At 67.9% G+C, this 12,844-nt stretch carries 12 protein-coding genes; 1 reads left to right on the top strand and 11 read right to left on the bottom strand.

Translation table 11 applies throughout. The annotated features are described in order from the left end of the window. Positions 1-36 precede the first annotated feature (36 nt). Positions 37-1,479: an amidase gene (locus tag AZOLI_RS18070; protein WP_014188604.1), complete on the top strand. Its 1,443-nt coding sequence runs from the start codon at positions 37-39 to the stop codon at positions 1,477-1,479. 30 nt (positions 1,480-1,509) lie between these two features. On the opposite strand, the gene AZOLI_RS18065 is transcribed toward AZOLI_RS18070, so the two are convergent. The 11 genes from AZOLI_RS18065 to AZOLI_RS18015 form a co-directional block, all read right to left on the bottom strand. Then, positions 1,510-2,385: a helix-turn-helix domain-containing protein gene (locus AZOLI_RS18065; protein WP_014188603.1), complete on the bottom strand. Its 876-nt coding sequence runs from the start codon at positions 2,383-2,385 to the stop codon at positions 1,510-1,512. A 396-nt stretch (positions 2,386-2,781) separates the two neighbouring features. Continuing rightward, complete coding sequence (locus AZOLI_RS18060) at positions 2,782-4,077, bottom strand: NAD(P)/FAD-dependent oxidoreductase (RefSeq protein ID WP_014188602.1); 1,296 nt, start codon at positions 4,075-4,077, stop codon at positions 2,782-2,784. A 50-nt stretch (positions 4,078-4,127) separates the two neighbouring features. Beyond that, complete coding sequence (locus AZOLI_RS18055; protein WP_014188601.1) at positions 4,128-4,550, bottom strand: RidA family protein; 423 nt, start codon at positions 4,548-4,550, stop codon at positions 4,128-4,130. Between the two features lie 46 nt (positions 4,551-4,596). Next, complete coding sequence (locus tag AZOLI_RS18050; protein WP_014188600.1) at positions 4,597-5,736, bottom strand: tyramine oxidase subunit B; 1,140 nt, start codon at positions 5,734-5,736, stop codon at positions 4,597-4,599. A 1,079-nt stretch (positions 5,737-6,815) separates the two neighbouring features. Then, positions 6,816-7,346, bottom strand: coding sequence for an SRPBCC family protein (locus AZOLI_RS18045; protein ID WP_014188599.1), 531 nt, complete (start codon positions 7,344-7,346; stop codon positions 6,816-6,818). A gap of 4 nt (positions 7,347-7,350) precedes the next feature. After that, complete coding sequence (locus tag AZOLI_RS18040) at positions 7,351-8,340, bottom strand: vWA domain-containing protein (protein ID WP_014188598.1); 990 nt, start codon at positions 8,338-8,340, stop codon at positions 7,351-7,353. After that, positions 8,337-8,954 (bottom strand): hypothetical protein, encoded by a 618-nt coding sequence (locus AZOLI_RS18035; RefSeq protein ID WP_014188597.1) that lies wholly within the window; start codon positions 8,952-8,954, stop codon positions 8,337-8,339. The genes AZOLI_RS18040 and AZOLI_RS18035 overlap by 4 nt, the downstream gene beginning before the upstream one ends. Further along, the gene (locus tag AZOLI_RS18030) at positions 8,951-9,988 is read right to left on the bottom strand and encodes a vWA domain-containing protein (protein WP_014188596.1); all 1,038 of its coding nucleotides are present in this window, start codon (positions 9,986-9,988) and stop codon (positions 8,951-8,953) included. Before AZOLI_RS18030 ends, AZOLI_RS18035 begins: the two co-directional genes overlap by 4 nt. Further along, complete coding sequence (locus AZOLI_RS18025; RefSeq protein WP_044551624.1) at positions 9,985-10,917, bottom strand: hypothetical protein; 933 nt, start codon at positions 10,915-10,917, stop codon at positions 9,985-9,987. The genes AZOLI_RS18030 and AZOLI_RS18025 overlap by 4 nt, the downstream gene beginning before the upstream one ends. A gap of 8 nt (positions 10,918-10,925) precedes the next feature. Then, positions 10,926-11,798: a DUF58 domain-containing protein gene (locus AZOLI_RS18020; protein ID WP_014188594.1), complete on the bottom strand. Its 873-nt coding sequence runs from the start codon at positions 11,796-11,798 to the stop codon at positions 10,926-10,928. Further along, complete coding sequence (locus AZOLI_RS18015; RefSeq protein ID WP_044551930.1) at positions 11,795-12,826, bottom strand: AAA family ATPase; 1,032 nt, start codon at positions 12,824-12,826, stop codon at positions 11,795-11,797. The genes AZOLI_RS18020 and AZOLI_RS18015 overlap by 4 nt, the downstream gene beginning before the upstream one ends. Positions 12,827-12,844: the final 18 nt, after the last annotated feature.

The raw sequence follows: 12,844 nt of genomic DNA, 5'->3' as shown, positions 1-12,844 counted from the left end.
GTCCCCGCCTCAGCTTTGTTCCTTGGAGATCGCATCATGCAACACCCGACATCGACCGCCCCGTGGCGGGACGGGCTCGATCTGGCGGAGCGGATCCGCCGGGGTGACGTCACGCCGCTGGAGGCGCTGGATGACGCCCTGTCGCGGCTGGACCGGGTCAACCCGACGCTGAACGCCATCGTAGAGCCGCTGTTCGAGACGGCGCGCGACGCCGCCCGCAACCAGGAACGCGGTGCCGGCCCCTTCGCCGGGGTGCCGACCTTCGTCAAGGATCTGTTCCTGCCGGTCGCGGGCGCCCGCATGACCAACGGCTCGCGCCTGTTCGAGCAGGCGACCGGCCCGCTCGATTCCGATCTCGTCCACAGGCTGCGCAAGGCAGGGGCGATCATCGCCGGGACCACCACCTCGCCGGAGTTCGGCACCTCCTACAGCACCGAATCCCAGCTGTTTGGCGCCACCCGCAATCCCTGGTCGCCCGGCCATTCCCCCGGCGGATCGAGCGGCGGTGCGGCGGCGCTGGTGGCGGCGCGCGTGGTTCCCTTCGCCCAGGGCAACGACGGCGGCGGCTCGCTGCGGGTTCCGGCCTCCTGCTGCGGTGTGTTCGGCCTGAAACCGACGCGCGGCCGCGTTCCGAACGGCCCGCTGATCGGCGAAGGCTGGGCCGGCATGGGCATCGGGCACGCCATCACCCTGTCGGTGCGCGACAGCGCCGCCCTGCTCGACGCCACCGCCGGCACCGCTCCGGGCGATCCCTATGCGGCTCCGGCGCAGGAGGGCCGGTTCCTGGATGCCGTTGCACGGCCGCCGGGCGCACTGCGCATCGGGCTGGTGCGGTCTCTGGCGCCCTGGCCGACCCATCCCGACTGCCTCGCCGCCGTCGACCACACCGTCCGCCTGTGCGAAAGCCTCGGCCACCGGGTGGAGGAGACCGAACTGCCGGTCAGCGCAGCGGAGTTCTACGACCGCGTCTTCACCATCATCGGTGCCCAGACCCGCAGCCTGCTCAATATGGTCGGCGCCATGTCGGGGCGTCCGGCCGATGAATCGGTGCTGGAGCCGCGCACCCGCATCCTGTTGCGCGCCAAGGGCGAGGTCAGCGGCGCCGCCTATGCCGCCGCGGTGGACTCGATCCACATGCTGGGGCGGCGCATGGCCGCGCTGCTCACCGGTTTCGACCTGCTGCTGACGCCGACGCTGGCCAAGCCGCCGGTCGCCATCGGCGCCTTGGACATGGAGGATTCCCAGACGCTCGACGAGTTGATCGACCTGTTCCACAGCTACTCGCCCTTCACTGCGCTGTTCAACGCGACGGGCCAGCCGGCGATGTCGGTTCCCCTCTTCTGGTCGGCGGACGGCTTGCCGGTCGGCTCGCATTTCGCGGCGCCCTTCGGCGGGGAGAACCTGTTGTTCTCGCTGGCCGGCCAGTTGGAAGCCGCCCAGCCCTGGCACGGCCGGGTGCCGCGCGTCAACGCGCTCTGATCCGTTTCGGTGTGGTTGCCGCCCGTGCGTTCAGTCGCGCGGGCGGCGCAGCGTTTCCGACGGCAACTCCCCGAACAGGGCGCGGTATTCGTTGGCGAAGCGGCTCCAGTGCCAGAATCCCCAGCGGGCGGCGATGTCGCCGATGGAAACCGGGCCACGCCCGGCGGCCCGCAAGTCCCGGCGGACTCTGTCCAGCCGCATCGTCCGCAGGAAGTGGGTCGGGCTGAAGCCGAAGGTGTCGTGAAAGCAGTTCTGCAGCTTGCGGCGGCTGACGCCGACATGGCGGCAGATGTCGTCCACCGAGGGCTGCAACTCGGCATGCTCCATCACATAGGCCCGCGCCTTCTCGGCGATCCGTTTCTGCGGCGTGTCGATGCACAGCCGTTCCTCGTCCTCCGACAGGATGTCCAGCAGCAGATCGGCAATCTCATTCTCGATTGCCAACCGGCTCGCGGCCTGATCCAGGGCGCGGGCCAACACCGGCAGATCGGCGAAGATGTCCGAAACGGCGGTCTTCAAGGGCCACATCCGCGCTGTATCGCCGTACAGGAACGGCTGTATCTTGCGCAGGCGGCGGGCGGCGGACGCCCGGCCCTGGTTTTCCGCCATCTCCAGAAGCCATCGGCGCTCGACTGCGATGCAGACCAGATCGAGCCGGCGGGGGGAGCACAGTTCCGACAGCTCGCTGCCGGAGACAATGCAGGTTGGGAAGGTCAGTGCCCGTCCGGCGAAACGCCCCTCGCCGTGGGCGTCCATCGGCAGGTTGAACACCATGGTGCCGCTGGGGGCTGTTCCCTGCTTGGCGAGGGAGGCGTTGGCCACGTCGCGCAGGAGCTGCATGCGGTCGAGCCGGATATCGGTCAGCCTGCCATCGAAGCGGCCGCCGGAAAGCTGGACGAACCTCATCGACCATCCCCGTGCCTGCCCGGCACATTCGTCGATGTCCGATGTCCGGACCGTCGCAATCCGCGGAAGGTAAGGGCCTGCTCCCGATGGATTTGGCGTGATGTCCAGCAAAGATGCTCCTCCAGAAGGATGAGAGGATCGCGACCGCCAACGGTCCCGCCCGGCTTTCGGGAATGGCGGAACCGGCCCGGCCTCGGTCGGGGGCTAGGCCGGCTCATGCACTGTGCCACCCGTCCGATGAGCCGAGAACCATAATTGCTATTATAGATGATTGTTATGAGAAATACGAAGAAAATCGCCGGGCCGGGCCCTGCCTTTCAGGCACGTCGGCTTCGTCCGGTTCGCCAATCCGGATATGGCAGGGTGGAAATGTTGCGCGTGAGGGGGAGGCTTCGATTACTGCAGGCGGGCGAGGCGGTAGGGGGTCGGATCCACGATGGGCGCTCCGCCGGTCACGAGATCGGCGGCGAGCTGCCCGGCCGCCGGGGCGGTGCCGAAACCGTGGCCGGAGAAGCCGGTGGCCAGCGTCAGGCCGGGGATCGTCTCGACCTTGTCGATCACGGGGAGGGAATCCGGCGTGATGTCCATCGTGCCGCCCCAGACCTCCTCGATGCTTGCCTTGGCGAAGACGGGCCAGGCCGACCTGATATTCTCCATCGCCTCGGCGTTGATGCCGTGATCGACACGCGGGTCCATCGTCCGCACCTTTTCGAACGGCGTGGCGGCGGAGGGACGCCAGCGGCGCGCCAGCATGAGATCCTCGAAGAACTCCCTGCCGAAGCTGATGCGCAGTTGGCTGCGCCCTTCGCGGAACATCGGCAGATAACGCATGCCGAGCAGCGCATGGTCGAGGACCAGCGGCGAGCCGACAGCCCCGCGCTGGCAGATGGTGAAGCCGCCGTCCTTGCGCTTGCGGAAGGAGAAGTTGGGAGCGCCGACGGCGATGTCGGTGGGGCCGTCCATCGGCGCGGTGCGGATCGCGTAGCACACCAGCGGCAGGGTGGGCAGGAAGACGCCCAGATTGCCGAGAAAACGGCGGGACCACAGTCCGCCGGCGAGAACGACCTGCTCGCAGGCGATCTCCCCTCTTTCGGTGACGACGCCGCTCACCCTGCCGCCGGTCCGGGACAGGTCGCGGACGGCGCAGTTCTCCACGATGACGGCGCCCTTCGCCATCGCTGCCGCGGCGATGGCGCTGGAGGCGAGGGTGGGTTCGGCGCGGCCGTCCGACGGGGTGTGGATGCCCCCGGCCCATCCGCCCGTGCCGCCCGGCACCAGCCGGTCGACCTCCGCCGGCGAGAGGATCCGCGTGTCGAGCGACAGGGCCTCGGCCGTCTTCATCCACCGGCGATGAACGTCGAGTTCGGCCTCGGTCCTGGCGAGGAACATGATCCCGGCCTGCCGGTATCCGACATCCATGCCGGTGCGCGCGTTCATTGCGCCCCACAGCCGGTCCGATTCCAGGGCCAGCGGCAGGTCGGGGGCGGAACGGGAGGTCTTGCGCACCCAGCCGAGGTTGCGGGACGACTGCTCTCCCGCCAGCCGCCCCTTTTCCAGAACCACCACCGGAATGCCGCGCTCGCTGAGGGTCAGGGCGGTCACCAGCCCGACGATCCCTCCCCCGATCACGACGACGGTCGTCGACTTGGGCAGAACCGTGGATGTCTGAACGGGAGAGATGACCGGGGCCATGGCGGATGTCCTTGATGCGAAAGGCGCGGGGAAGGTGACGGGCAGGGGGATCAGGGGGAGAGTGTGATGCGCTCCACCTCCGCCCTGCTGCTGCCCCGGTAGGCGGTCACCTCGATCTCCACCTTGTAGGTGGTCGAGCCGAGCGGCGGGCAGGTGACGGTCGTGGTCGGATCGACGCCGCGGAACCGGTCGCCGAAGATCCCCATGACGGTGTGGGTGTCTTCCGGATTCTGGATGAACACCCGGGTCGCAACCACATCGGCCAGGCTGGCGTCGACCGCCTTCAGCGCCCGTTCGATGTTGTCGAACACCTGATTGGTCTGGGCGGTCACGTCGGCCGGAATCTCCTTCGTCTCCGGATTGCGGCCGGCGGTGTTGGACACGAAGATCCAGTCGTCCACCGCGACGATGCGCGAGTAGCTGCTGATCTCTTCCAGCTTCGTGCCGGTTTTGACTTTGGTGATCTTCACCATTTCGGACGCTCTCAAATGCCAGGGGAAAGGGCCAGGGGGGAACGGGTCAGCGCAGAACCGGCGTGTCCCAGAGATTGAGCGTCACCCCGATCCCCTTCTTCACGGCATTGCGGTAAACGACGGTGCCCCAGGCGACGTCCTCGACCGGCATGCCGCCGACCGACAGGATGATGATCTCCTCGTCGTTGCGGCGGCCCGGCCGGGCGCCGGCGCAGATCGCGCCCAGATCCTCGAGTTCCTCGCGGTCCATCTTTCCTTCATGGATCATGTCCATGAAGCGGACGCCGATGACCGGGACATGGACATGGGCGGGCTTGGGCAGTTCTTCGAACCACGCCTCATAGAGGCCGATGTTGTCCATCACCTTGCGGATGTCGGATTTTTCCATGCCGGCGTCGATCTCGCAGGATGCCGGCATCGACAGGAACGCGCCCGGCTTGACCCAGTCGCGCCTGACGATGGGGTATTTTGAAACGTCGCCGGTCTCGCCGGATGCGCAGTAGGTCACGATGTCGGAACCGCGGACGATGGTCTCGATGTCGTGGACGACTTCGATCGTGGTGATCTGCGGGTAGGTCTCCCGCGTCCAGGAGATGAAGCTGTCGAGGCTCTTCTGCCCGCGGCCCTGGACCTTCACCGTATCGATGTTCGGGCAGGTCGCCATGAAGGCCGCCAGCGAGGTTTTCGCCATCACGCCGGGACCATAGACGCCGATCACGCGGGAGTCGCGGCGGGCCAGATGCCGGGCCCCGACGCCGGGAACCGCACCGGTCCGGTAGGCGGAGAGCAGGTTGGCCGACATATGCGCCAGGGGAGCGCCGGTGTCGGCGTCGTTCAGCGTGAACATCAGGATCGAGCGGGGAAGGCCCTTTTCGCGGTTCGCGATGTTCGAGCCGTACCATTTCATGCCCGCGGTACAGTATTTGCCGCCGAGATAGGCGGGCATCGCCATGAAGCGGCGGTCGGCCGTCGGCTTCGGCATGGTCGGGAACGGCGAGTTTTCCGGGAAGACCACCATGGCGCCATGGGAGTCGTTGTTGGCGCCGGCCATCCGGTAATCGCCGGTATGCAGCAGCACGAACATGTCTTCCATCGTGTCCACGCAGGCGGCCATGTCGGTCACGCCGGCTTTCACCATGTCCTGTTCCGAGAGATAGAGGAAATCGATCCTGGGCAGGTCGCTCATCGTGTCGTTCTTTCCTGAAGGCGCCGGGGGCGAGCATTCCTGCGCTCACGATGGCGGCGGAGGCCGTTCGCCCGGCGGGTGCGGGTGGTCGGGAGGGAGCATCCGAAGAAATGGGATCGGATATTTCCGGTCCTTCGGATATTTATCTTAATCAAATCGGGCGTTGGAACGAAAATGTGGGCGCGAATATTTTAAAAATGGAATGCCAAGCGACGCGTTATCGATCATCGAACATGGTCACAGAGATTTTAATCTTGTTTTCTGATGGAACGACTCGAATCTCTTGGTCGAGGCGCCGGGGAGTTAGTGATTTCCCTGAGCTTGATCGGTGTTGCACGGATAGCGTCCTTCTTAGCGGAAGCTTGGTCGGTGGGCTCAATTGCTGCCGATGCCGATAGACGACTTGCCCAATCAAGATTTGGGAAATGGCTCCAAACTGCTTGATCGGATCGGTCAATTTTTTGATATTTCAGGTCAGTCGATGGTTTCGGTCTCTCAAACCGCTTCGACGGGACGCGGTGAAATCGGCTGTACCCGGCCAGCCGGTCGCGATCTCTCCGGCCGTGACCTCTCCGGCTGTGGAAAGTGGGGCCGGGACGACCGCGGCGAGGGTCTTTTCAACTGCGTGAGCTGTGAGGCGCCGTCGGCATGATTATGGAGAGTAGGCATTCCTCTGGCGTGGGAATGGACGATATCTATAAATATAGACGCAAATAATAATGCCTATAATGCCATATATAGCAACAGAATGAATCCAAATATGTTGCCGATTCGCAAAATATACATTGACAATGCTGCCGATGCGGCGGTATGTTGTTTCTGCACAAAGGGCATTTAACTCTCGGAAGCCTGCCAAATATCCATTGGCAGGCTTCTTTTTCTGCCCAGTGACGCTATCCGTGGGCTGCGCTCAATGGTTGAGGCAAACGCCGGTCGGCGTCGTCCTGCATCGGTTTCCGGCGACAGGCAACGACAACCTGTGACTGGGCGAGCGCCAGGACGCCTCGAGCGATTCGCGGGCTTGGCTGGTCGGGCCGGCCAAGGCGATCCGTTGAGCCGATCGTCCGCCGGAGCCTGGGTCAGCGCCGTTCCGTTTTCTCCTTCAGACCTCCAAGCCCGGCCTGTATGAATTTGGTCATCGCCGCCTGGGCGGCTGCATCGTCGAGTGTCTCGGGCGGGTAGTTCCCGGTGTCGCCGCGGTAGAAGCGTGCGGACCATCGCACCGTGCTGCCGTCGTTCGGGGCTTCGCTCACCGTAAGCGTGGCCGAGTAGAAGCTCACGGGAAAGCTGTCGAGGTTCGGCTTGATCAGGCGGTAGGAAAGGCTCCGTCCAGCGGCATCCATCTCGTCCAGGCTCTCCACCAGCGCGCCGCCGTCGCGCAGGGTGAGGGTCCGTTCGACGTTGCTGGCGGTCTCTGCCGCAACCGTGCAGGTCGCGACCAGCGGATGCCAGCCGGCGAGACCGGCGAAGTCCGCAAGCTTTTCCCACACCACGGAGGGGGCTGCCGCGATGACGATGCTCTCCTCCACCTTGTGCGGGGTCGGGCCATGTGCCGAAGCGGGGGTGACCGATAGGAGGAGTGCGGCGATCAGAAGGAATCGTTTCAGCATCGGGTCAACCTTTTGCGGTGAATGGATGGGCAGGCCGGCGGCGGCGACGCCGCTCCAGGATCGGCAGCAGGCCGTACAGCGTCAGCAAGGCCAGCAGCGCCAGGCTTGCGGGAAGGGGGCTGAGGTCCACCGCAGCCACGATGGGGCGGCCGGCGGCATGGAGTTGCAGGGCGGCTTCGAGGGCGTCCGTGCTGGTCAGGTGGACGTAGCCCAGCCCGGTCCGTTGCGCCAATCCCTGCAGATAGGCTTCGCGAACCGAGGTGAGATGCTCGGTGCCGGCCACCGGGATCGCGCCGAAGGGGGCGTTGCGCGGGTGCCAGCCTTCGCGGGCCGCCGCACCCGCCGGCGGCGGTCCGAGGCGCGATTCGTGAGGCACGTCCGCAGCCTGGACGAACCCGATCTCATGCCCCCGGTCGTCGAAGCGGGGGATCGGCACCGGGACCGTGCCGCCGACACCGACGATGATGCCGTTCACCGCTCCCGGCCTCCGTTCGAATGGTGGCGGACCGGACGCCGGCGGCGGCGGGGCCTCCTGCCCGTCGGTCAGGAAGACCAGGCTGCTTTTCAGGTCGCCGGCAATGGCGATGGCGCTGTCGAGCCCCGAAACGATCCGGCTGTCACCCTCCCAGGCCATGCGCCAGTCGAGGGAGGCGATTGCCCCGTCGATGGCCGCATAGCTGCCGCAGGTCTCGACCGGCTCGAACAGCAGGAAGCTGCGCCGCTCCGTGAAGATTCCGAGGCCGGCGCGGGAGCCGCAAGGCAGGCGGGCGAGCAGATTGCGAAGCCGATGCTTCACGAACTCCAGGCGGGCCACCGCGCGACCGTCGAGCGTCTGGTCGCGCGCGTTCATGCTGCCGGTGATGTCGGTGACCAGCAGCAGGTCGAAGCCGGGACGCGACGCCGTGGTCTGCGGCCGGGCGAGTGCCGCCAGCAGGCCGAGGAAGGCCAGGACGAGAAGCCGGAAGCGCAGGTCGCCGGACATCCGCAGCTTCATGGCAGGCCCCTTGGCAGACCGGGAAGGTCCGACCACAGCCGCACCGGCAGATCGGGAGGCTCCTCCTCCGACATGCGGTCGATCTGGGGGAAGTCCCTGATCAGCCGCATGGCGACGTCGAGGTTGTATTTCGCGTCCCACAGCCCCGGATCGAGGGCCAGCGAACGCCGGTAGCCGTCCTTGGCGAGGCGGACCAGCGGCCCGGCGGCATCGATGCGTCCGGCTTCCAGCTGGGACAGCGCCGCCCGCAGGCGGGCATTGGCGAGGTCGTACTGCCCCATCGCCGCGACTCCGTTCCGGCCGGGCGGCAGGCGGTCGACCAGGATCTGCGCCTCTTCGAAGCGGTCCCGCGTCATCAGGAAATGGGCGCGGGCGAACCGCGCCTGCGGGGCGGCCGACTCCTCGACCGGCAGGTCCCGGCCGGCCGAAAGCCCGGCGATCAGACGGTTGTCCCGCAAGGTCAGCAGCAGCATGCCGGAGCAGACCGCGCAGACCACGAGCGCCAGCCCGAGCAGGCTCCAGCAGATGGCGGAGAGGACATGGCCGCGTGGCCATCTCCTGCGGGACGGGCCGGCCCGCCCGGCGGGCGGGGCCTGACGGGTGGCGGAGATCATGGGGTCTGCGCCCTCCCGTGCCGGATGGCGCCCTCCGCCGGACCCTGGCTGCTGCCGGACCGCCGTTCGGCCAGCTTGGCGAGCATGAGGACCCCGACGCACACCGCCGCGCCGCCATAGGCCGCGCCGGACAGGTCGCGGCGGGGAATGCGCTCCCAATAGCGGGTCGGGCGGGATTCGAGTGAATCGATCTCGCCGATGGCCGCTTCGACCGCCTCGGCGCTCGTCGCTTCGAACGCGCGGTAGGAGGCGCCGAGCCCGGCGAGGAAGCGGTGAAGATGTCGTTCCGGCATCGCCTGCGGCGTATCCTCCCCCGCGCTCTGCGGTTCGTCGAAGATGCCGCGGCTCCCCTTGGTCCGCAGGAACAGCCAGTAGAGGTGGAGCGGCGTGCGGACGGCGGCATCGCGCAACGCCTCCTGCACCCGCCGGTCGATCACCGCCGCGCCGTCCGACACCAACAGAACGGCATGGGCTATGTCGGGCCTGTCCAACTCCACCATCGAGAAGGCGAGCACGAGGCCGCGCCCGACATCGGTATAGGCCAGGCCGGGCCGGTCGATGGCGTCGATCGCCGCCAGCACAGCCGCACGCTGGTCGGTGATCGGCAGCACCGGCATCGGCGCGGTGGAGAAGGCGACGATGCCGACGCGGTCGTTGGGCCGGCGGGCCAGAAGCTGGATGAGCAGCCGCCGCGCCGTGGCCGATTTCGTTTCCTCGTCGCCATCCGGCGGACGTCCGGCGAAGCTGTCGTCCATGCTGCTGCTGCGGTCGAGCAGCAGCACGATGGGCGCCCCCCGGCCGATCCGCTCCTCCTGCAGCGCCACCCGGTGCAGACCGGCCAGCCCCAGGACGATGGCGGCAATCGCCCCGGCTGCGGCCAGCCGGAGACCGATGTCGAAAGCGGTCGATACCGGATCGCGGGGAATGAGCGAAAGGGAAGGCCAGGACGATGGAACGAGGAGGGGCGCCACCAGGGGAAGCGCCGCGAGCGGCAGCAAAAGGAGTATGGCGGGGGCGTCGAAGGCCAGGGTCATCCCGCCGCCCTTTCCGCTGCGGCCAGACGGCCCGCCAGAACCAGCAGCGCTTCGGGCGGCAGGAGACGAACGGCCGCTGCGTCGTCGCTGCGAAAGAACGCCTGCCGGGATGCGGCGAAGAAGCGCTCGATGTCGCCTTGCAGCGGACGGAATGTCGGGGCCGCGTCGAAGAAGATCGGAAGATCCTCCGACAGCAGCCGCCGCTTCGCGGTGGCGTCGAAGGCGCGATGGAGGGTCTGCAACGCGGTGCGGAAGGTCCGCTCATCGGCGCGGTTGCGCAGGCTGTGCCGCAACTCCCGGACGGCGCGGGCGAAGGGACGCCGGGCACGGGTGCGGAACGGCCACCAGCCCCGGTGACGGGCGATCAGCCCGGCCAGCAGGAGGGCGGAGCCGCCGGACCCGCCGGTCGCCACCAGCCAGCCCGTCAGCGGGACGCTTCGCGGCGCCGCATCGGGCCGCAGATAGGTGCCGGTCTCGTCGCGCTGCGGACGGATTTCGCGCAAGGAGGATGTCAGGAACCTCCAGGCCGGGACCGTGGCCTCGGCCCGCTCGTCACCATCCTGCAGCGTCAGGGTGAAGGCGGGAATCTCCAGAGCCAGCGTTTCGAGCGGCGCGTAGAAACTCTGATACTCCAGATGCAGCCGGTGGCGCCGCACCCCGCCGCCGGTGCCGAGATCCTCCAGGTCGATCCCCCTCAGATCGAGCCAGTAGGTCAGCGGACCCGGCCGGGGCAGCGAGGCGGCCACCATCCGGAGACCCGGATCGGCGGTGATCGTGACCTCATGGCGGATGACGTCGCCGATGAAGACGCCGAAGGGCCGCGGGCCGGAGAGCTCCACCGAACGGACGGCTGCGGCGGCCGGAAGCGGACCCATGGCGCTGCCCGCAATGATGGCGAGGACCAGGGAAAGGGCTGACGGAAGGCGCATGGCGGGGCTCATCCGGCGGCCAGATGTTCGGCCAGGGCATCGGGATCGAACGGATCGGTCAGGATGAACGGTGCGCGTCCATGCCGCCTGAACAGACGGTCGAGCGCGGTCCGGTGTGCCTGTGCGGCTTGGCGCCATGCCGCGCGCAGCCCTGGCCGCATCACGGCGAGCCGACGCTGTCCGGTTTCGAGGTCGCGCAGAGCCACCAGCCCCCAGGCCGGCAGGTCGGTTTCCTCGCCGCTGTCGCGGAGCAGGACGGGGAGGACATCGTGCCGCCACAGCCGGTCGAACACGGCCCCCACCAGATCGAGCGGCAGCAGGAAGTCCGAGATCAGCACGACCAGGCTCCGCCGTGCCGGCAGCCGGTCGGCCGCTTCCAGCAGCCCTTGCGCGCTGGCTCCTTGCGGCACCGCCGCCAGAAGACGGGCGCAGGCATCGGTCTCCACGCCCCGGCGGTGGGTGGCCGGGATGAAGACATCCTCGCGCAGGCCGGCATCGCAGCCGATCAGGCCGAAGCGGTCGCCCATCTTGCCGGCCGAGACGGCCAGCGTGGCGCAAAGGGCGGCCACCATCTCCATCCTTGCGGCCCGCCGGGAGAATACCCCATCGAAACCGCCGTCAAATGCCATGGATCCGGTGAGATCGACCACCGCCACCACGGCGACGGCGCTGCGGCGGGCGAAGCTGCGCACCTGCACGTTGCCCAGCGGATCCCGAACCGTCTCGCGCAGATCGATGCGCCGCGGGTCGGGGTTCTGCCAGAGCGGCCTGTGCCGGAGGAAGACGCCCTCGCCGCCCTCGCCGCTGCCGGGATGCGCCCCGGCCCGCGCCCCGCCGGGACGCCAGCGCAGCCGGTAGGGAATGGGCGTGGCCGGCATCATGGCGCTGGCACCCGTTCGAACAGCGCGCGGCACAAGCCCTGCACGATGGGGGTGCGGCGCCGTTCATAGACCGGGTCCAGGAAAATCCGGTGGGCCATGACCTCGAAGAAGACGTCGCGCAGATCCTCGGGAACCACCATGTCGCGGCCTTCCAGCCACGCCCTCACCCGCGCGGCCCGAACCAGGAAGGAGACGCCGCGGGGGCTGGCGCCGCCGATCACCAGCCGCTCGGTGTCGACGCCGTCCAGCAGGATCCCATGACGGTGCGGGTCGCGCACCGCTCCCCAGAGCGCGGCGGTGTAGGTTTCGATGGCCTCGCTCGCCCGCACCGTGGCCTGGATCGCCTCGGCGGCGGCGGGAAGCCCGGTGACGTCGAGGATGCCTTCGGGGACGGTGGCGACCAGCCGGTCGATGTCGTGGAAGCGCGGATCGAACACCAGCCGGCGCCGGATCGCGTCATCCGTCGGCATCGGAACCTCGATCTCCATGAAGAAGCGGTCCCTGGCCGCCGCCGGCAGCTCGAACGTCTCCTCCTGCTCGACCCGGTTGCGGTCGGCGAAGAGCTGGAGATGGGGGAAGCGGTAATCGCGATTGAAGGCGGAGACGCTGCGCTCGGCCATGAGCCGCAGCAGCAGCGAATGGACCTGGGGGCGGGCGCGGTTGATCTCGTTGAAGAAGAAGATCGACAGGTCCTCTCCCTGGCGCAGGAGCGGTCCGGGCTCCACGCGCGGCCGGCCATCCTCGGCGAGATGGGCGTGATAGACGAGATCGGTCGGCATCAGGTCGATGGTGCCGTCGATGCGCTCGAAGGTACCGCCGATGGCGCGGGCAAGCGCGCGCAGCAGGGTCGTCTTGCCGACCCCGACATCGCCCTCCAGCAGCACATGTCCGCGGGCGAAGACGGCGATGGTCAGCAGGCGGATGACCCGCTCCTGGCCGACCACCACCTTGCCCACCTCCCGCTGCAGTTCGTCGGCACAGGCCAGCCAATCGCTCAGCGTCGCGTCGGCGTCGCGGACAGAACGCATCATCGCCCCTTCCAGGTC

The sequence above is a fragment of the Azospirillum lipoferum 4B genome (assembly GCF_000283655.1).
Taxonomy (GTDB): domain Bacteria; phylum Pseudomonadota; class Alphaproteobacteria; order Azospirillales; family Azospirillaceae; genus Azospirillum; species Azospirillum lipoferum_C.
Note: the sequence above shows the minus strand (reverse complement) of the source record. Positions and strands in the feature narration are given on the sequence as shown.

What these genes read in the sequence shown, in the direction of transcription:
- AZOLI_RS18045 (WP_014188599.1), bottom strand. Translation starts at nt 7,346, where the DNA reads ATGCTGAAACGATTCCTTCTGATCGCCGCACTCCTCCTATCGGTCACC.
- AZOLI_RS18065 (WP_014188603.1), bottom strand. Translation starts at nt 2,385, where the DNA reads ATGAGGTTCGTCCAGCTTTCCGGCGGCCGCTTCGATGGCAGGCTGACC.
- AZOLI_RS18015 (WP_044551930.1), bottom strand. Translation starts at nt 12,826, where the DNA reads ATGCGTTCTGTCCGCGACGCCGACGCGACGCTGAGCGATTGGCTGGCC.
- AZOLI_RS18055 (WP_014188601.1), bottom strand. Translation starts at nt 4,550, where the DNA reads ATGGTGAAGATCACCAAAGTCAAAACCGGCACGAAGCTGGAAGAGATC.
- AZOLI_RS18060 (WP_014188602.1), bottom strand. Translation starts at nt 4,077, where the DNA reads ATGGCCCCGGTCATCTCTCCCGTTCAGACATCCACGGTTCTGCCCAAG.
- AZOLI_RS18035 (WP_014188597.1), bottom strand. Translation starts at nt 8,954, where the DNA reads ATGATCTCCGCCACCCGTCAGGCCCCGCCCGCCGGGCGGGCCGGCCCG.
- AZOLI_RS18070 (WP_014188604.1), top strand. Translation starts at nt 37, where the DNA reads ATGCAACACCCGACATCGACCGCCCCGTGGCGGGACGGGCTCGATCTG.
- AZOLI_RS18050 (WP_014188600.1), bottom strand. Translation starts at nt 5,736, where the DNA reads ATGAGCGACCTGCCCAGGATCGATTTCCTCTATCTCTCGGAACAGGAC.
- AZOLI_RS18040 (WP_014188598.1), bottom strand. Translation starts at nt 8,340, where the DNA reads ATGAAGCTGCGGATGTCCGGCGACCTGCGCTTCCGGCTTCTCGTCCTG.
- AZOLI_RS18020 (WP_014188594.1), bottom strand. Translation starts at nt 11,798, where the DNA reads ATGATGCCGGCCACGCCCATTCCCTACCGGCTGCGCTGGCGTCCCGGC.
- AZOLI_RS18030 (WP_014188596.1), bottom strand. Translation starts at nt 9,988, where the DNA reads ATGACCCTGGCCTTCGACGCCCCCGCCATACTCCTTTTGCTGCCGCTC.
- AZOLI_RS18025 (WP_044551624.1), bottom strand. Translation starts at nt 10,917, where the DNA reads ATGCGCCTTCCGTCAGCCCTTTCCCTGGTCCTCGCCATCATTGCGGGC.